Genomic DNA, 18,121 nt, shown 5'->3' on the forward strand with positions numbered 1-18,121 from the left:
TCGCCGCCTGGCCCGGGGTAGGGGGCGCAGCGCGGCACGCCGCGCGACGCCGCCGCTTCCGGGAGGGGTCGGGGGCGCAGCGCGGCACGCCGCGCGATGCCACCGCCGTTCGGGTCACGTCGTCGCCCGCGCGCTGGAGGAACCATGCTCGATCGTCCGAATCTTTCACGAGAGAATCCCGCGGGGCCGCGCGGACGGCGCCCGCCGCCGGGGCCCCTTCCGGCCAAGCAGGCGGCCAAGTGGCCCCCCGATGACAACGATCTGCCCGGCGCCCCGCCGGCGCCCGCGGGCGGCGGCTTCGCGGACGACGGCAACTTCAAGCGCGGCCGGTTCAGCCCCGTGTCGATCGTGGTCGGCCTCGTCGTCGCGCTCGGCGCCGCGGGCGCCATCTGGCTCGGCGTCAAGCAGGACAGCCAGAAGATGACGGTCGACGCCGTCTCCAAGGAGAAGAAGAACATCTTCGTCCTGCCCAAGAAGGACCAGCTGCCCCTCTGGCGCAAGTGGGCCGCCGCGAGCTCCGAGCTGTCGCTCCAGCAGGAGGCGCTCATGCAGCTCGCGTGGGCCGACGACCCGGAGGGCGTCACGCACGCGCAGAACGCGCTCGCGCTCTCGGACCACCGCGTGAAGGGCGTCGCCGCGCAGGTGCTCGCGTACTACGGCTCGCCCAAGGCCGACGGCGCCAAGCACGCGCTGCTCGAGGCGCTCAAGGTCGCGGACGAGAGCGACCGGCCCCAGATCGTCTGGGCCCTCGTCGAGCTGAAGGAGCCCGCCGCGTTCAAGGACGCGATGGACCAGTACAGGAAGGGGTTCCTCTCGAAGGTCGAGCGGCTCGGCGGCGGCATCGCCTTCGACCCCGAGAAGCTCGCCGGCCTCGTGTCGCTCGAGGAGCTCTCGAAGCTCGCGACCGACGAGAGCTCGTCGGTGCGGCAGCTGGTCGCGACCGTCCTGTCGCGCAACGCCGAGCCCAAGTGGACGAGCGCGCTCATCACGCTCGTGAAGGACAAGGACGTCGAGGTCGCGCGCGAGGCCGCGAATGGCCTCGGGAGGATCGGCGACGAGACGGCGCGCGCCCCGCTCCTCGAGGCCCTCGCGAACGCCGACAAGACCAGCCGCCAGCGCTTCCTCGAGGCGCTGCGCGACGGCATCGGCGGCGAGGGGCTCGTCCTCGCGCTCGACAGCGTGAAGCAGGATCCCGAGGAGACGACCTGGTTCCAGACGAAGCAGATCATGGAGATGCTGCGCGAGCTCGCCGATCCTCGGGCGGCCGACCCGCTCGTGAAGTGGATCGAGGCCAGGAAGCCGCCGCTGCACTGGCAGGGCGAGGCGGGGACGCGACTCGCCGAGGTCGGCGACATCCGCGCCGCCAAGTTCATCGGCGAGCGGATGCTGGCCGACCCGCTCAAGCTCTACAAGCTCGAGAAGTTCTGGGAGGCGGACGAGGGCGGGCACCTGTCGCGCACCGATCTGCCCCGCGTCGTCGGCGCCCGCATGCTCGCCGATCTCGCCGTGATCCACGCGGACAAGGCCGCCGAGCTCAAGGCCGCGGCCGAGGCCCCGGTCATCCTGTGGCTCAAGGATCGCCCGCAGCCGCACGCGAACGGCCTGCGCTTCCTCGCCACGGTCCGCTCCGAGAAGATCCTGAAGGACATGCGCGACTGGGCCTTCCCGACGGATCCGCTCCCCAAGGAGGGGCAGCAGCCGCCGTTCCCCGCGGCGTTCGAGACCGCGCAGAGCGCGCTCCGGTACATCGGGCGCATGAAGGACGAGCCCTCCTACCCGAAGCTCCTCGATCAGTTCAACCGCAAGAAGGACCCGAAGCTGGACATCACCCAGGACGCGCTCCAGGGCGCCGGGCTCGCGATGCTGGGGATGGCGCTCCGCGCGGTCGCCTACGGCGCGTCGCAGGGGCTCGCCGAGTGGGGCGATCCGCGCGCGGTGGAGAGGCTGACGAAGCTCATCGAGGACGAGACGTGGCACGAGGAGGCCCGCCAGGCCGCCTGCGAGGCCGTCGCCTGGTGCGCCGACGACAAGACGATGATCGAGGTGGCGAAGAAGGCGAAGGAGTTCGCGAGCAAGAAGGAGCCGCGCAAGCAGCTCATCGGCGCCTGCTACGCGTCGTCGCTCGCGCTCCGGCCAGTGCCCGGCGCGGCCGCCGAGCTCGTCCCGCTCCTCGCGGCCGACGTCGACCCCGGGGTGCGCATGGCCATCGCGCGCGCCATCGGCATCGGCGGCTTCGACGAGGCGGTGCAGGGGCAGCTGTTCGAGAAGCTGAAGGACGTCGAGGTCCGGAACGCCGCGGCGCTCGCGCTCATCCTCGGCGGCACGAGCGACACCGCGGCGCGGACGATCGCGATGTACGCCGACTTCGACAAGTCCGCGCTCGACGACCTGAAGGACCACTACTACCGCGCCTTCGGCTACTGGTCGGACGAGGACTTCAAGCGCGGCAACCTCTACCGGTACGTCGCCAACGCCGAGGCGATCACGCGGGTGAAGGTCGCCGACGCGCCGCAGGAGTGGGCGCGGCAGCGGCTCCAGGCCCAGTTCGACAACCTGAAGTACGACAACGGCCCGCACTCGGAGACGCGCGTCGTGCTGCGCTACCGGCTCTACCAGGAGGCCAAGAGCGGCGACGGCGCGAAGAAGAAGGGCGCGATCGACACGCTCAAGTTCATGAAGGAGAAGGGCGTGCTCATGGCGCTGCGGCACGAGCAGGGCGAGACCGGCGCGCTCGCGAAGCGCGCGTTCCACGAGCTCATGAACCCGAAGGCCACCGTGGCCGAGGACCTGAGCAAGTTCGCCCCGGCGAAGGCCGGGGGCGACGACACGCAGTAGCGGCGCGGGGCGCGGCGCGGCCGATCTCGCGGACCGCGCCCGCGCACGGAGCCGCGGCGCGCGATGCAGGGGCAGGGAGCCCGGGAGCGCTCGAGGAGGAGGTCGTCCTCTCCGGAGCTCCCGGGCTTCCTGTTTTTGTGCTGGCAGCGCGCCCATTTCCGTCTCCGGCGCGCGTCGGTCTGGCCAGGGGGGCCGGGTGACCGGCGCGTGTCGGGCTGGACAAAACGCACGTTTCGGAAGAGTGTTCGCGCCGAGGTGCACTGTGCCTACCTGGCGTGATGAGCTCATCGAAGCCGTGAAATCGAAGGCGGAGCGCGAGGCCGAGGAGCTCGCGCGGCACAAGAAGCGGGTCGCCGAGGCGCTCGCGGCCGCGGAGTCGGCCGTGTCGCTGGGGGCCGAGTCGCTGAAGTTCGCGCACGAGAGGCTGCAGGAGAAGGGGCAGTCCATCGTGCTCACCCAGGAGCAGGACAAGCACCGGCTCGCGCTCGGCGATTTCAGCCTCTCCCTGGAGCTCCTGCGGGAGTCCGCGATCGTCCGGGTGACGTTCGGCGACGGCAAGCCGCGCGAGTTCGATTTCGCGAAGGACCGCCACATCGCGCCCGCCGACGTGGAGGAGTACATCGGCCGTCGCGCGCTCGAGCTGGTCCGCGCGGCGCAGAAGGCGTCGCCGTGGTGAGCGCCTGGCGCGCCGCGGCCCCGCTGTCGTCCCGCGCATGGGGTCTTCGCCGCGGCCTCGCCGCCGGCCTCCTCGCCGCGGTCGCCGCGTGCGCTCCGCCGGCAGCGCCGCCTCGCCAGCCTGCCGCGCCGCCGGCCTCGAAGCCTGCCGCGCCGGCGCCCGCCGCGCCGGCCTCGATCGATCTCGATCCCGCCGCGGAGGCGCGGATCGCGGCGGACGTCGCGTACCTCGCGTCGCCCGAGCTCGCGGGGCGCGGGACCGGCGAGCCCGGCGCCGATCTGGCGGCCGAGTTCATCGCGCGCCGGTTCGCCGAGCTCAAGCTCTCGCCGCTGGGCGGGCCGGGGAGCGACGCGAAGGCGTACCGCCAGGTGTTCGACGCGCGGGTCGGCGCCGACGTGGCGCCCGCGGCCCTCGCGGTGCAGCGCGCGGGCCGGAAGCAGAGCGTCGAGGCCGGCAAGCTGGTCACGGCCGACGGGAGCGCGAGCGGGACGGTGTCCGGGGCCGCGGTGCTCGTCGGCCATGGAGTGACCGCGCCGGCGCTCTCCTGGGACGACTACGCCGGCCGGGAGATCGAGGGGAAGATCGCGATCGTGCTCGACGGCGTGCCCACGCTGGACGGCGGCTCGGGTGGAGCGGCGCACGCCGGCGCGCACGGCGGCGCTGCGCCCGCGGGTCCGCACGGGGGTGCAGCTCATGCCGGTGCAGCGCATGGCGGCGCTGCGCCCGACGATCCTCATCATCCTGCGCGGCCGGCGGACGCGCTCCGCGACTTCGGCAGCGTCCGTTACAAGCTCCGCACCGCCCGCGAGCACAAGGCCGCCGGGGTGATCCTTGTCGCGGCGGGCGACGAGCTCCCGCGGGTGCCGGACGACGCGGCGAGCATGGGCATCCCGGCCGTGGTGATCACGCGCTCCGCGGCCCGCGCGCTCTTCCCGGCGGCCGGGCTCGCGCCGCCGGTGAAGCCCGCAGGCGCGGCCCCGGAGAAGCAGGCGGCCGTGAAGCCGGCCGCGACCAAGGCGGTCGCGCCGAAGCCGCTCGACGGCACGACCGTCGAGATCACGACCAAGGTCACCGCGCGGATGGCGCCGGCGTCGAACGTGATCGGCCTGCTCTCGGCGAAGGACGGCTCGCCGCACGCCGGTGAGTACGTCGTCATCGGCGCCCACTACGATCACCTCGGCTACGGGGGCACGTCGTTCTCGCGCGCGCCGGGCGTGCACGCGGTCCACCCGGGCGCCGACGACAACGCCTCGGGGACCGCGATGCTCCTGGAGGTGGCGCGGCGGTTCGCCTCATTCCCCGAGCGGCCGGCGCGGAACCTCCTGTTCATCGCGTTCGGCGCCGAGGAGCTCGGCACCATCGGCTCGCGCCACTTCGTCGATCACCCGCCGGCCCCGCTCGCGGGGATGAAGCCGGTCGTGGCCATGATCAACGCCGACATGGTCGGCCGGATGCGGGACGACAAGCTCCTCGTCGACGGCCTGGGGACCTCGCCCGACTGGCAGCCGATCGTGGACGACGCCGCCCGCGGGCTCGGCCTCACGCTCCAGTTCGGCGTCGAGGGCTTCGGCGCGAGCGATCACGCGTCGTTCACGGCGTCGCGCGTCCCGATCGCCTTCCTGTTCACGGGCGTCCACGAGGACTACCACCGGCCGAGCGACACGGCGGACAAGATCAACGCCGCGGGCGTCTCGCGGTGCTCGGTGCTCGCGGCGCGGATGGCGCTCGCCCTGTCGCGGCGCGACGCGCGGCTCGCCTTCACCGACCCGCCCGCCGACCCGCACCGCAGCATGCGCGGCGGCTTCCGCGCGTCGCTCGGCACGATGCCGGACTACGCGTACCAGGGGCCCGGCGTGAAGCTCACGGGCGTGCGGCCCGACGCGCCGGCCTCCCGCGCCGGCATGCAGGCGGGGGACGTGATCGTGCGCATCGGCGCCCACGCCGTCACCAACATCCACGACTTCATGTTCGCGCTCGGCGATCTCGAGCCGGGCCGCGAGGTCGAGATCGAGGTGGATCGCGGCGGGACCCGGGTGCCGCTCAAGGTCATCCCCGCTCCCGGCCGATGAGCCGGCGCCCTCGCCGCGCCGCGCCGCCGGTCGCGCCACCTCGACGGCGCAGGGCCCCGAGCGGGCCCTGCGCGGTCCGCCTCGCGTTCCTCTGCGGCCTCGCTGCGGCGCTCCTCGGCTGCGACAGCCCGCCGCCTGCGGCGGTCGACGCCGCGACACCCGGGGGGCCCGAGCGCGCCGGCGCAGCTGCGGATGCCGAGCCCGCGCCGCCCGACGCCGCTGCGGCAGAGCTGTCGGACGCCGCGGCGGCGCTGGCGTACACCCCGGCAGAGCCGCCGGACGCCGCGGTGGAGCTGGCGTACACCCCGGCGGAGCTGCCGGATGCCGGGGCAGCGATGTCGTACGCTGCGGCGGAGCCGGACGCCGCGGCGGCAGCCCTCGACGGCGGCTCGCCGGACGCCGCAGCGGAAGCCCTCGACGGTGGCTCGCCGGACGCCGCGGCGGAAGCCCTCGACGGCGGCGCTCCGGACGCGGGGCTGCCCGGCAGCTCCGAGGGGTGCCCGGGCGACATGGTCCTCGTCGAAGGCGACTACTGCCCCGTGGTCGACCAGATCTGCCTGAAGCACCACAAGGAGTACGAGAAGGACCAGGAGCGACGGGCGACGGCCTACAACGAGGCCGAGGGCCCGACCAGCGTCAGCGAGCGGTGCCTCGAGTACAGGCGGCCGACCGAGTGTCTCTCGAAGAAGCGCGCGCCGATGCGGTTCTGCGTCGACCGCTACGAGTGGCCCAACAGGAAGGGCGAGCTCCCGGCGGTGCTCGTCTCGTGGCGCCAGGCCGTCAAGGCGTGCAACGGCGTCGGGAAGCGCCTCTGCACGGAGGACGAGTTCAACTTCGCCTGCGAGGGAGAGGAGATGCTCCCGTACACGTACGGCTACGTCCGCGACGCGACCAAGTGCAACATCGATCGGCCCTTTCGCCAGCGCGAGGTCACGCTCTACCACTACGAGCGGTGCATGCGGCACCCCAAGTGCAAGGCGGAGCTCGAGCGGCTCGATCAGCGCAAGCCTGCGGGCTCGATGCCGGCGTGTGTGTCGCCGTTCGGCGTCTACGATCTCAACGGCAACATCAACGAGTGGGTCGTCCGGCCCGGCCACAAGTCGCCGGAGCGGAGCGGGCTGAAGGGCGGCTGGTGGGGCCCCATGCGCGGCCGCTGCCGCCCGACGGTGGGGTTCCACAAGGAAGAGGACTACGGCTACGAGCAAGGGTTTCGTTGCTGCAAGGATGCGGCTCCGCGGTGAGCGCGCCGTGGCGCGTCCTTTTTGAGGGGCGCACGGCCGCCGACCGGGGGTACGCTCGTGCCCAGCGGGCCCCGCGACGCGGCGCTCGCCGGCGAAGGGCCTGCGGTTCCTCCTCCGGGGGCCGGGGCTCAGATCTCAGCGGCGGGCCGGCACCGGCCCGTCGCTCACGCGGGGAGAGCCCCGCATCTCGAGGAGACCTTGATGAAGCGATCCATGTGGTTCACCAGCGCGCGCTCGGCCGCGTCGGTCGTCCTTGCCCTCGGAGGCCTCGGGCTCCTGACCTCCGCGTGCAGCCGGGGCCGAGACGCCGAGGATCCGTCGAATCAGCAGTACAACGCCTACAACCAGCAGCCCGGGCAGTACCAGCAGCCTGGTCAGTACCAGCAGCCTGGTCAGTACCAGCAGCCCGGGCAGTACCAGCAACCCGGCCAGTACCAGCAACCCGGGCAGTACCAGCAGCCTGGGCAGTATCAGCAGCCGGGCACGACCGCTCCGGCGACGACAGGGCAGCCGGGCCCGCTGGCTCTGCCGTGTACGAACGACATGGTCTGCGGCACACACAAGTGCAACACGGCCGTGGGCAAGTGCGCCTTCCCCTGCGCGGCGAACACCGACTGCGCGGCGGGCTTCTCGTGCATGGGCGCGGGCTCGGCGACGGCGATCTGCGTGCCCGGCGGGCAGTAGGGAGCGCCTCGGCCCAGCCGCACGACGTCTGCGGCGGCGTTCGGAGAGCCTGACAGGAGCGCCACCTCTCGCGCCGCCACAGGGATCGGTGCTGGCCGGGGCAGCTGGCGGCCTTCCGGTAACCGGATCCGGTTGTGCGAGGGCAGCTGGCAGCCTCCCCGTAACCGGATCCGGTTGTGCGAGGGCAGCTGGCAGCCTCCCCGTAACCGGATCCGGTTGTGCGAGGGCAGCTGGCAGCCTCCCCGTAACCGGATCCGGTTGTGCGAGGGCAGCTGGCAGCCTCCCCGTAACCGGATCCGGTTGTGCGAGGGCAGCTGGCAGCCTCCCCGTAACCGGATCCGGTTGTGCGAGGGCAGCTGGCAGCCTCCCCGTAACCGGATCCGGTTGTGCGAGGGCAGCTGGCATTGCGCACATCCGCAACCGCTCGCATTCCCGGGGCGACGTCCCCTCGCCGCATCAAGACAGCGCGAGCCGCCTTACCGCGCATATCGTGGTCGCCGCGCACCCTGGCGCGCCTCGGAGCCCAGGAGTCGGCGCGAGCGCTCGACAATCGGCTGAAGCACTGCGCGAAGGTCGGCCTTCTCGTCCTCGACGAGGTGGGATATCTCGCCTTCGACAGCAGAAACACCGCGAGCACATGATCGTCCTTCACGCTTCGCTCGTCCGGTTTCAAGTTCAAGATCTGAATCGTCCCTTCCTTGTACATCTTCCAGACAAGCTTCCCGAACTCGTTCCTCATGACGTAGTGCGCTTCGAGCAGCCCCCGCCACCACTTTCGAAGACCCACATCAGCGAGCGGCCAAGCTCGGGCGAAGCCTCACCTCGACACCCCGCACGCGGCGCTCGACGTCGGAGAGGCCAAGCTCCACGAGATCGCCGAGACGACCGACGATAAGTGGGACAAGCTGAAGCAGGGGGCCGACCACGTCGGAAGCGACCTCGAGGGGGGCGCGCACGACGCCTCAGGAACCCAGGAAGGAGGGCTGGCCATGTCATGGTTCACAGCATGGCTCGGTTACGGCCTCGGCCGGGGAGCGGCCAAGGCCATCTTCGGCGAAGACAAACCGGAGGCAGTGCGCCCGCCGATCCGCGAGCAGACCGAGGCGGAGATCCGCGCCGACGAGGAGCGTTACGACGAGGACGCGAAGCGGCTCGACATGGAGGACAAGGCGGCAAAGAGACGCGGCTCGGGCTGAGGGACGAGTGCCTGCTCTACGGGGCGCGACCCGCATAGGTCGGATCTGACACAGGCCGGAACCGCGTTACGCTTCGTGTCATGGAGCTGCACCACACCACGATCCACGGGCACGACATCGCCTTCCGCCGGGAAGGCCGGGGCCCGCTCCTGGTGCTCATCCATGGCATGGCCGGGAGCTCGGCGACGTGGCGGCAAGTGATCCCCGCGCTCGCCCGGCGGTTCACCGTCGTCGCGCCGGATCTGCTGGGCCACGGCGCCTCCGCCAAGCCGCGGACCGACTACTCGCTCGGCGCGTATGCGAGCAGCATCCGCGATCTCATGGCGGCGCTCGGACACGACCGCGGCACCCTCGTCGGGCACTCGTTCGGCGGCGGCGTCGCCATGCAGACGGTCTACCAGTTCCCCGAGTGCTGCGAGCGGCTCGTCCTCGTCGGCAGCGGCGGCCTCGGGATCGAGGTGAACGCGCTCCTGCGGGCGCTGAGCCTGCCCGGGGCCGAGCTGGCGCTGCCGATCGGCTGCCGGCCGCTCTCCCGCGCGCTCCTCCGCTTCGTTCTCCGCCCGGAGCGCTTCCTCGCGCGCGCCGCCCTGCGCTTCCTGGAGCGGCGCGGCCAGCGCCCCGGCCCGGTGCTCGTCGAGTTCGTCAACTCCTGTTCGTCGCTCGCGGACGCGGACGCCCGGCGCGCGTTCGTCCAGACCCTGCGCTCGGTGATCGACCGCGCCGGCCAGCGCGTGAGCGCGCACGACCGGCTGTACCTGACGGCGGAGGTGCCGACGCTGATCGTGTGGGGGACCCACGACCCGGTGATCCCCGTCACCCACGCCCGCGACGCGCACGCATCGATGCCGGGCAGCCGCCTCGATCTCTTCGAGGCCGTCGGGCACTACCCGCATTGCGAAGATCCGGAGAAATTCGTGCGAGTGCTCGAGAGGTTCGTGGACACGACGGAGCCGGCGCGGGTCTCCGCGCAGCGGTGGCGCGAGCTCCTCTCGCGCGGGCGCGCGGCGTGACGGCGACGCGCCTTCGCCGGCCATGTCGGGGCGCGAGCACACGACGCGCGACGCTAACAGGATATCCGTACGCGTTCCGCGAAAGGCTCCGTCGCGCGGCTGTACGAGGGCGAGCTACGGGAGGAGGACGCGGAGGGGCGGTTCCGGATGCAGAAGAGGAGCCCATGGAGCCCCGAGGTGGGAGGCATCGATGCGTCGGCCGCACATCTTGAAGCTGGCGGGATGGAAGCGGCGGTTTTCACGCGCCGGCGCCTGGTCGAAGGACGTGCTCGTCTGCCTGGATCGCACGAGGGTCCTCGGCCTCGCCGCCGAGACGGCGTTCTGGCTATTTCTCTCGCTCGTGCCGCTCGCCGCTGTCGCGGGTCTCCTTGCCGGGCGCTTCTCGACGAGCAACTGGAGCGCGGTCGTGCAGCTGTTGAGCCCGCTCCCGGCAGCGGCCCGCCAGCTCGTCAGCGCCGAGCTGATCAACCTCGCCACCTGGAACGAGGGTTCGGTGGGCGTCGGGACCACAACGGTCTTCATCTGGCTCGCCTCGAGCGGCGTGCACTCGATCTTCGACTCCCTCGAGATCGGGACCGGGATCTCGCGTCCCTGGTGGAAGAAGCGCCTGCTCGCCATCGGCATGTGCATCGTCCTGCCGGTCGCGGTTGCTCTCCTCGCGTCCCTGGGCCCCGCGCTCCAAGGCGCGATGGGTGGGCTCGGGCGGTGGATCCCGCCGCTGCGGGCGACCGAAGCCCCGACCCTGGCGAGCCGCCTTCTCCGCTTCTGCGTCAGCGCGGGGATCGTCCTCGCGTACGTCTGTGCCCTGTACCGGGTCGGCATCCCGCCCCGGGCCCGGCGTGGCGTGCCGATCCTCCCCGGTGCGCTGCTCGCCGTCGCGCTCGAGATCCTGTTCGGCTTCGCCTATGCGTTCTACATCGCCAAAGCGGGAGATGGCGGCGCCTACCTGGCGGGGCTCGCGGTGATCGGCGTGACCATGATCGGCCTGTACTTGTTCACGGCAGCGCTCCTCGTGGGGGCGGTGGTGAACCGGAAGCTTGCGCGCGGCGTCGAGCCCTGCCCCGGGGCGGCGGCCAGGAGCAGGATGGACGATTGAGCGTCGATCTCGCACCTCGATCACCTCCGAGCCTCGCCGTCCGTGCGCCTCCCCTTCGTCTCCGCCACGTAGATCCGCAGCGTCGAGATCGCCAGCGCCATCACCAGCGGCCCGAGCAAGAGCCCGATCAGCCCGAACGTCTCCACCCCACCGAACAGCGCGCCGAACGTGAAGAGCGCTGGCATGCTCGATCCCCGGCCCACGAGCCGCGGGCGGATCACGTAGTCGGAGACGCCCCCCACCACCAGCGCCCCCCACGCGAGCTCGACGATCCCCATGGCGATGTGGTGCGTGAGGATCAGGTACACGCCCGCCGGCCCCCAGACGAGCAGCGTGCCGACCGCGGGGATCAGCGAGGCCACCGCCGTCGCGGCGCCGAAGAACGCCGCCTCGGGCATCCCCGTGATGAGGTAGCCGATCGCCGCGAGAAACCCCTGCGCGATTCCGGTGAGCACGGTGCCGAGGAGCGTCGTCCGGCCGACGACCCGGAACTCGTCGAGCAACGCGCGGGTGTGGCGTGGGTGCAGCGGGAGCACGTCTTCCGCGCGGCGCGCGAGCGAGGTCCAGTGCCGAAGGACGAAGTAGGTGGTCATCGACAGGAAGAAGAAGCCGAGCAGAGCGCTGAAGCTGGCCGAGGCGACGAACGCCGCGATGCCGGCGGCGCGGGCGGCGAGCTCGGCCGCGGCGTCGCGCAGCCGGGCGGGAAGATCGTCGGCGCGGAGCCCGAGCGGTTCGAGGCGCCGGGTCCACTCCACGAGGAGCTCACGGGCCGGGGCCCCGGGGGAGAGCGCGGCGATGAGCGCCCCCGCCAGTCCCACGCCCCGGCCCACGAGCAGCGACGAGATCCCGGCCAGCACCGCGACGATCACGATCGACGACAGCGCGACCGCGACCGCCGCCGCCACCGCGGGTCGACGCCCGCGCGCCCGCATCCGCTCGTAGAACGGCTGCATCGTGAAGGCGTTGAGCGTGCCGAGGAGGATGCCGATCCCCACCGGGTGGGTGATCCACACCATGGCCGCGACCGCGGCGATCGCCAGCGCCGCGAGCGCCCGTCGCTCCCGCGCGGGCTCCGGAGGGGCCGCCGGCAGGACCGCGGTTGGAGGCGGCTCCGGCGCGCGCATTTCCGAGGACGGGAGCGGCCCCGAAGAGTCGGGCGGGGAGGGGTCGGCCATCACGTAGGTCTCCGCGGTTCGACGTGGTGATCGTCGTCGTGGTCCGTGCCTCGTCAAGACGCCCGAGGCCCTCCGCTGCACGCGGTGAAGCTCAGGTTCGAGCCTTGCGCACGACAGACGTCGGACGAGCTCGCCACCCTGCCCGTTACCACGAGCATCGAGGACGTTTCGTGCGGACGATGCGCGAGCACGGCTGCCGCGCGTCCCCTCGTCGACGACGATAACGGACACACACACCGAGCAACGAAGGCGCATCGCGGTGGTCCCGCGCATGCAACGGTCGCCGCGGCAGGGCCGGTCGGCGAAGTGAACGCCCGGCTCAGCGATCCGCCGAGCGCAGCGACGGGAGGTGTCGTCATGAATACCCGTTCAAAGCCCTACTCCTGGCGTCGACCCTCGCCCTCGGGTTTCCTGTCCTCGCGTTCGCGGTCGACGACGTGCGTATGTCGGATCGGTCCGCCCCGGCGCAGAAGACGATCGAGCAGTTCCTCGAGGGCGGCCAGGTGACGAGGGTGCACGAGACCACGAAGAACAACGCACCCGTCGTCCAGGACGAGGTGAAGAGGGCGGATGGATCGAAGACCACGGTGCAGGTGTCCCCGGATGGCGAGCTCATTGAGCGGAGACGCGATTGAGCGCGCAGGGCGACGCTGCGCCGGCCGCGGCAGGCGTGGACGCTGAGCAAGGCTTGACGGGTCTCACCCAGGTGGAAGCGGCACGTCGCCTGGAGGAGTTCGGCCCCAACGCAATCCCGGAGTCCGCACCTCTGCCGCTCTGGAGGCGGTTTGTCCGACAGTTCCGAGGCCCGCTCAACTTCATCTTGCTCTTCGCCCTCGTGTTCGATCTCGGCGCCTGGCTCTACGGGGGCAGGCGAGGGTGGCCCGTCGAGGCGCTGGCCATCGCGGCCGTGCTCGTGCTCAACGCGGTGCTCGGGGTGCTCCAGGAGTACCGTTCGGAGCACGCGCTCGCGCGGCTCAAGATCCTCGCCGCCCCCGTCGCCTGGACGCTTCGTGATGGGCGCCTCGTGCACATCCCAAGCCGCCAGCTCGTCCCAGGAGACGTCGTCCGCGTCGAAGCGGGCGAGCGGATCCCGGCCGACGGGACCTTGCTCGAGGGGCTCGGCGTCATGATCGACGAGTCGGTGCTGACGGGCGAGTCGATCCCGGTCGACAAATCGCTGGGCGCCGAGGTCTACAGCGGGACGCTCCTCGCTCGGGGCACGGGCTTCCTCCGCGTTACCGGGACCGGCGCCCGGAGCACCATGGGGCGGCTCGCCGCGGTGCTCGGCCAGATCCAGGCCGACAAGACGCCGCTCGAGCGTCGTCTCGACGTGCTCGGCGACAGGATCACCCGCTGGGTGGGAACACTCGCGGCGTTGCTCCTCGCCCTGGGGCTCATCGCCGAGGGTCTCGCGCACTTCGTGGAGGTCATGATCTTCGCGGTCGCGCTCGGGGTCGCCGCCGTGCCCGAGGGCATGCCGGCGGTGGTGACAGCGACGCTCGCCCTCGGGGTCCAGCACATGGCGCGGCGGCACGCTGTCGTACGGCGCCTGAGCGCGGTCGAGGCCCTCGGTTCGGTCACGGTGATCGCGACCGACAAGACTGGCACGCTGACCGACAACCGCATGTCGGTGGCCGCCCTCGAGTCCGACGATCCCGAGGCGGCTCTTGCCGTCTTGGTGTTCGCGAACGACGCCGACGCGCAGGCCGGCGCGGGCGATCCGCTGGAGCTCGGGCTGCTCGAGTACGCGCGCTCGCGAAGGATCGATGCGCTCGCGGTGCGGCAAGCGCACCCCAGGCTCGCAAGCCGTCCGTTCGACAGCGCCTGGAAGTTCATGCGGGTCACCGTCGCATCCCCGACCGGGCCGGTGAGCTACTTCAAGGGCGCGCCCGAGGTGCTGCTCGCGCGCGCGGAGCTGTCGCCCGAAGGTCGAGCGCGGTGGGCCCAGCGAGCGGAGGAGGGGGCCGCGCGGGGTTACCGCGTCCTCGCCCTGGCACGCGCCCCGGGCGAGCGGGAAGACGCCCTCGAATTCCTCGGCCTCGTGATGCTCTGGGACCCGCCGCGGCGGGAGGTACCCGAGGCGATACGCAAGGTGCAGGAGGCGGGCGTGCGGGTCCTGATGATCACCGGCGATCACCCGGCGACGGCCCGCGCCGTCGCCGAGGCCGTCGGGATGGCGAGCACGGAGATGCTCACCGGGGCCGACATCGAGCGCCTCCCGGTCGAGGATCTGCGGCGAGCCGTGCGCCGGGTGGGCGTGTTCGCCCGCATGAGCCCGGAGGACAAGCTCCGTCTCGTGGAGGCGCTGAAAGCGGATGGGAACATCGTCGCCGTGACGGGCGACGGCGTGAACGACGCACCCGCGCTGAAGCGGGCAGACGTGGGGATCGCGATGGGGCAGCGCGGCAGTGACGTCGCCCGCGAGGTGGCCGATCTCGTGCTGCTCGACGACAACTTCGCCTCGATCGTGGGCGCCATCGAGGAGGGACGCGGCATCCACGAGAACATCCAGAAGTTCATCCGGTACACCTTCTCGACCAATGTCGCGCTCGTGCTGCTCGTGGTCACCGGCGTGATCGGCTCGTACGTCCTCGGTCTCCGGGACGAATCGGGCATGCTCCTCTTGCCACTCACGGCGTTCCAGATCCTGTGGATCAACTTCGTCGGCGACGGCCCGCCCGCGCTGGCGCTGGCCCTCGACCGCAACCCCGATGTCATGAGCCGACCGCCGCGCCCGCCGAAGAGCCCGCTGCTCGATGGACCATCGGCTGCGTTTATCCTGGCCACGGGAGGGCTCAAGGGCTCGATCGGGATCCTGCTGATGACGCTCGTGCCGCGCTGGGGGTACGGGCCCGTCGCCATCCAGAGCGTCCTCTTCCTGTACGAGTCAATCGTCAAGCTCGTCTCCGCGTACCCCTCGCGTCGAATGGTGCGCCCGTCGCGGCACAATCTCACCCTGCATCTGTCGATCGGCCTCGGGATCCTGCTGCAACTGCTGACGATCCTCGTCCCCGCGCTGCGGCGCGTCCTCGGGCTCGAGCGGCTCGACGTCCGGGCGATGGTCGTGCTGGCGATCGCCATTGCCGCCACCTGGGCCGTGGCCGAGCTCGTCAGCTGGCTTATCTGGCGGCAGCTCGCCGCGCGCTACGTTCCGCGGGAGGCGAGCCGATCCTCATGACCAGCTCGGACCGTGCTCGCCGTACGTGCATGCGTCGGCATCTCGGCCATGCCGATGCCTCGCATCAGAACGAGCTCCTGCCGCGGTCGCACGTCAGGGTCTGATCGCGAGCAGCGTCGGCGTTTGACCAGGCGCCGCGGCGGCCATCGCGTCGATCAGCGCGCGCGGCTCGCCAGGCCCGACGGCGCCCGTCTTGCGGGCGGCGTCGATCCTGCTGAGCCCCCACAGGAGCGCGGCCACCGCCGGCGTTGGTAAGCGGCTCAGCATCACCATCGGCTCCGGCGTGATGGTGTTTCCAAGGCGACGGACCACGCGGAGCCCTTCCTCCGTGGCGCGCGCGAGGTTCATCGCCTCTGCCCACGACACGCCTGCCTTTCGCGCGTGCGCCGTGATGAAAGCCACCATCACCGGCGCGGCGAGCGCCGCGTGCGTGCGCAGCCAGCTCTCCATATCGGAGTGCACGACGGCGGGAATGCCGGCGTCCGTGAAGACCTTCGCCCACGCCGCGTCCGTCACCGTGGTGACCATGCCTCGGGTGACGACCTTCGACGTCAGCTTGCCGTCCTCGAGGGTCGCCAGGATCGCAGGGAAGCCGAAGGCGAAGCGCGCCGGGCCCACCGCATCTCGGAGGCGGCCCAGCGGCTCGAAGGTGTTGAACATGAACATCACGGACCTCGCCGCGCTCTCGGCCAGCGCAGGGAGCACCGCGTCCACCTGGTGCGCGAGCACCGTCACGAGGACCAGATCCCACGCTGCCGTCGCGTCGAGCGCAGCGCTCACGCGCACCGCCGCGCGCTCCCCCGTGGCGCTCACGATCGCCTCGTCCCGCCGCAGCTGCTCCAGCCGCTCTCCACGGGCGATCACCGTCACCTCGTGCCCCGCTCGCGCGAGCTGAAAGGCAAAGGTGCTTCCAATCCTACCGGCGCCGACAATGGCAATCTTCATGCGTTATACCCTTAGCTCCTGCGGGAAAGCCTCATCGATGACGGTCCGACTCAAAAGTACCGGCCAAGGCTCTCCTTGGTGAACTCCGTCAGCTCCGAGGTCCGGCCGGCCTTGATCTTCTCCACCCAGGCCGGGTCGCCGAGCAGGGGGCGCCCGACGGCGACGAGATCGAAATCACCGCGCTCGAAGCGGCGCACGAGCTCACCGAGCCCCTGGGGCGCGGAGGCCTCGCCTGCGAAGTTCCCGAAGAGATCGCCGGACAGGCCGACCGACCCCACGGTGATGGTGGGCTTGCCGGTGATCTTCTTCGCCCATCCCGCGGCGTTCAGATCGGAGCCGGCGAACTCGGGCTCCCAGTAGCGCCGCTGGGAGAGGTGGAGCACATCGGCGCCCGCCTCTACGAGCGGCAATAGCCACTGCTCCATTTCCTTCGGCGTCTTCGCGATCTTGTTATCGTACGCGCCGACCTTCCACTGCGAGAGGCGGAGGATCACCACCATCTCTGGCCCGACGGCCTCTCGAACGGCCTCGAGGACCTCCACGGCGAAGCGATTCCTCTCGCCGATGGTCTTTCCTCCATACTCGTCGGTGCGCTGGTTCGTCACCTCGTAGAAGAACTGATCGATGAGGTACCCGTGGGCGCCATGGAGCTCGATGGCATCGAAGCCGAGGCGCTTCGCGTCGGCCGCGGCCTTGCCGAAGGCCCGCACGGTGGCGTGCACGTCGTCGCGGGACATGTTGGCCGGGCCTTCCAGGGCCGCGGGCTCCTCGTGGCCGTTCGGATCCTGCTTCGCGAGCCCGACGTGCCATAGCTGGGGCGCCATCTTCCCTCCCGCCCTGTGCACGCTGTCGATGACCTTTTTCCAGCCGTCCAGCGCCCGCTCGCCGTAGAAGTGGGGGACGTCGCGGAGGTGAAGCTTGCCCGGCCGCTCGACGACCGTTCCTTCCGACAGGATCAGCCCGACGCCTCCGGCGGCGCGCCGGGTGTAGTACTCGACGTTCGGTTCGCCCGGCGCGTTGCCCGGCGATCTCTGGCGCGTCATCGGCGCCATGACGAATCGATTCTTGAGCGTCAGCCCCTTCAGCTCGAATGGCTTGAAGAGCGCGCTGACGTCGTCGTTCTTGTTCGGTTGCGGATCCGCCATCGCTCGGTCCCTTCTTCCGTTCTCTGCGCGTCCTTTTCGTCACCGCGCCGCGGCCGGCAGCGCCCTGGTGCTGCGGCAGCGCCCGCGCCTGCGATCTCTACGACCTCGCAGCGACATCGTCGGCGCGCCTCACGTTAGAACCAACTGGATGGTTTAAACTTAGGGAGCGGCCTCGGCCTTGTCAACCGGGCGGAGCATCGCTGTGCTCTTGCCCTGCGCGTCGGCGTGTGCACCATAGGTACGATCCACCAATGCCTTACGATTCGGCGGCGACCAAGAAGAGGCTCCTCGACGCTGCGCTCGATGAGTTCGCCGAGCGAGGGCTGGCCGGCGCGCGGGTGGACCGCATCGCCGAGCGGGCCTCGGCGAACAAGCAGGCCATCTACGCCTATTTCGGGTCCAAGGAGGGCCTGTTCCGCAGCGTGCTCGAGGCGCGGTGCCAGAGCGCGTTCGACGCCGTGCCCTTCGACCCGTCGGACCTCCCGGCCTTCGTCGTCGGCGTCTTCGATCACCTCGTCGAGAACCCGAAGAGCGTGCGGATGATGATGTGGAGGCAGCTCGAGCTGCCCGACGAGGTGCCGCACGACGTCGCGACCGCCAAGGTCCAGGAGCTCGCCGCGGCCCACGACCTCGGGACGGCGCAGAAGCCATGCGCCGAGGACCTGTTCGTCATCCTCCTCGGGCTGTCGATGTCCTGGTTCAGCTGCGCTCCCAACCAGCCGGCAGCGAAGGGATCGGCGGCGGAGCAGCGGCTCCATGCCTTCAGGCGCTCGCTGGTCACGGCGGTCGACGCGGTCGTGAAGGCGATGGTGCAGCAGAAGCGATAGCCGGTCCGTGCCGAGCTTCGGCGTTAGCTGCCGCCGAGGGCGCC

At 71.2% G+C, this 18,121-nt stretch carries 14 protein-coding genes; 11 read left to right on the forward strand and 3 right to left on the reverse strand.

What is annotated here, in order from left to right; translation table 11 throughout:
- Nucleotides 1–144: 144 nt before the first annotated feature.
- The 8 genes from POL72_RS18950 to POL72_RS18985 all read left to right on the forward strand — a co-directional run bounded on the left by POL72_RS18950 (nt 145) and on the right by POL72_RS18985 (nt 10,807).
- Nucleotides 145–2,835 carry a HEAT repeat domain-containing protein gene (locus POL72_RS18950; RefSeq protein ID WP_272096830.1) on the forward strand — a complete coding sequence of 897 codons (2,691 nt, stop codon included), beginning with the start codon at nt 145–147 and terminating at the stop codon, nt 2,833–2,835.
- A 295-nt stretch (nt 2,836–3,130) separates the two neighbouring features.
- Entirely contained in the window at nt 3,131–3,511 is a 381-nt protein-coding gene (locus POL72_RS18955) for a hypothetical protein (protein ID WP_272096831.1), read from the forward strand.
- Nucleotides 3,505–5,580, forward strand: a complete 2,076-nt coding sequence (locus tag POL72_RS18960; RefSeq protein WP_272096833.1) for a M20/M25/M40 family metallo-hydrolase — start codon at nt 3,505–3,507, stop codon at nt 5,578–5,580. The genes POL72_RS18955 and POL72_RS18960 overlap by 7 nt, the downstream gene beginning before the upstream one ends.
- The gene (locus POL72_RS18965) at nt 5,577–6,821 is read left to right on the forward strand and encodes a formylglycine-generating enzyme family protein (RefSeq protein WP_272096834.1); all 1,245 of its coding nucleotides are present in this window, start codon (nt 5,577–5,579) and stop codon (nt 6,819–6,821) included. The genes POL72_RS18960 and POL72_RS18965 overlap by 4 nt, the downstream gene beginning before the upstream one ends.
- A 201-nt stretch (nt 6,822–7,022) precedes the next feature.
- Nucleotides 7,023–7,505 carry a hypothetical protein gene (locus POL72_RS18970; protein ID WP_272096835.1) on the forward strand — a complete coding sequence of 161 codons (483 nt, stop codon included), beginning with the start codon at nt 7,023–7,025 and terminating at the stop codon, nt 7,503–7,505.
- Nucleotides 7,506–8,494: 989 nt separating this feature from the next.
- Complete coding sequence (locus POL72_RS18975; protein ID WP_272096836.1) at nt 8,495–8,701, forward strand: hypothetical protein; 207 nt, start codon at nt 8,495–8,497, stop codon at nt 8,699–8,701.
- A gap of 80 nt (nt 8,702–8,781) precedes the next feature.
- Nucleotides 8,782–9,711: an alpha/beta fold hydrolase gene (locus POL72_RS18980; RefSeq protein WP_272096837.1), complete on the forward strand. Its 930-nt coding sequence runs from the start codon at nt 8,782–8,784 to the stop codon at nt 9,709–9,711.
- A 190-nt stretch (nt 9,712–9,901) separates the two neighbouring features.
- Complete coding sequence (locus POL72_RS18985) at nt 9,902–10,807, forward strand: YihY/virulence factor BrkB family protein (RefSeq protein ID WP_272096838.1); 906 nt, start codon at nt 9,902–9,904, stop codon at nt 10,805–10,807.
- Nucleotides 10,808–10,827: 20 nt separating this feature from the next.
- Here the strand turns inward: POL72_RS18985 and POL72_RS18990 are convergent, their stop codons facing one another.
- Entirely contained in the window at nt 10,828–11,982 is a 1,155-nt protein-coding gene (locus tag POL72_RS18990) for an AI-2E family transporter (RefSeq protein ID WP_272096839.1), read from the reverse strand.
- 443 nt (nt 11,983–12,425) lie between these two features.
- Between POL72_RS18990 and POL72_RS18995 the strand changes: the two genes are divergently transcribed.
- Together POL72_RS18995 and POL72_RS19000 are read left to right on the forward strand one after the other, a co-directional pair.
- Nucleotides 12,426–12,617, forward strand: a complete 192-nt coding sequence (locus tag POL72_RS18995; RefSeq protein WP_272096840.1) for a hypothetical protein — start codon at nt 12,426–12,428, stop codon at nt 12,615–12,617.
- Between the two features lie 53 nt (nt 12,618–12,670).
- Nucleotides 12,671–15,160 (forward strand): cation-translocating P-type ATPase, encoded by a 2,490-nt coding sequence (locus tag POL72_RS19000; RefSeq protein ID WP_272096841.1) that lies wholly within the window; start codon nt 12,671–12,673, stop codon nt 15,158–15,160.
- Between the two features lie 93 nt (nt 15,161–15,253).
- Here POL72_RS19000 and POL72_RS19005 read toward each other — a convergent pair whose 3' ends face one another.
- Together POL72_RS19005 and POL72_RS19010 are read right to left on the reverse strand one after the other, a co-directional pair.
- Complete coding sequence (locus POL72_RS19005; RefSeq protein WP_272096843.1) at nt 15,254–16,105, reverse strand: ketopantoate reductase family protein; 852 nt, start codon at nt 16,103–16,105, stop codon at nt 15,254–15,256.
- A gap of 50 nt (nt 16,106–16,155) precedes the next feature.
- Nucleotides 16,156–17,250, reverse strand: coding sequence for an NADH:flavin oxidoreductase (locus POL72_RS19010; RefSeq protein ID WP_272096844.1), 1,095 nt, complete (start codon nt 17,248–17,250; stop codon nt 16,156–16,158).
- Nucleotides 17,251–17,501: 251 nt separating this feature from the next.
- Between POL72_RS19010 and POL72_RS19015 the strand changes: the two genes are divergently transcribed.
- Nucleotides 17,502–18,077, forward strand: coding sequence for a TetR/AcrR family transcriptional regulator (locus POL72_RS19015; protein WP_272096845.1), 576 nt, complete (start codon nt 17,502–17,504; stop codon nt 18,075–18,077).
- Nucleotides 18,078–18,121 lie beyond the last annotated feature (44 nt).

Source organism: Sorangium aterium, from assembly GCF_028368935.1.
GTDB lineage: Bacteria > Myxococcota_A > Polyangia > Polyangiales > Polyangiaceae > Sorangium > Sorangium atrum.

Bases quoted from the DNA above. Each gene is read 5' to 3' on its own strand.
- POL72_RS18975 (WP_272096836.1), top strand. From the start codon at position 8,495: ATGTCATGGTTCACAGCATGGCTCGGTTACGGCCTCGGCCGGGGAGCG.
- POL72_RS19015 (WP_272096845.1), top strand. From the start codon at position 17,502: ATGCCTTACGATTCGGCGGCGACCAAGAAGAGGCTCCTCGACGCTGCG.
- POL72_RS19010 (WP_272096844.1), bottom strand. From the start codon at position 17,250: ATGGCGGATCCGCAACCGAACAAGAACGACGACGTCAGCGCGCTCTTC.
- POL72_RS19005 (WP_272096843.1), bottom strand. From the start codon at position 16,105: ATGAAGATTGCCATTGTCGGCGCCGGTAGGATTGGAAGCACCTTTGCC.
- POL72_RS18950 (WP_272096830.1), top strand. From the start codon at position 145: ATGCTCGATCGTCCGAATCTTTCACGAGAGAATCCCGCGGGGCCGCGC.
- POL72_RS18990 (WP_272096839.1), bottom strand. From the start codon at position 11,982: ATGGCCGACCCCTCCCCGCCCGACTCTTCGGGGCCGCTCCCGTCCTCG.
- POL72_RS18965 (WP_272096834.1), top strand. From the start codon at position 5,577: ATGAGCCGGCGCCCTCGCCGCGCCGCGCCGCCGGTCGCGCCACCTCGA.
- POL72_RS18970 (WP_272096835.1), top strand. From the start codon at position 7,023: ATGAAGCGATCCATGTGGTTCACCAGCGCGCGCTCGGCCGCGTCGGTC.
- POL72_RS18980 (WP_272096837.1), top strand. From the start codon at position 8,782: ATGGAGCTGCACCACACCACGATCCACGGGCACGACATCGCCTTCCGC.
- POL72_RS18985 (WP_272096838.1), top strand. From the start codon at position 9,902: ATGCGTCGGCCGCACATCTTGAAGCTGGCGGGATGGAAGCGGCGGTTT.
- POL72_RS18995 (WP_272096840.1), top strand. From the start codon at position 12,426: ATGTCGGATCGGTCCGCCCCGGCGCAGAAGACGATCGAGCAGTTCCTC.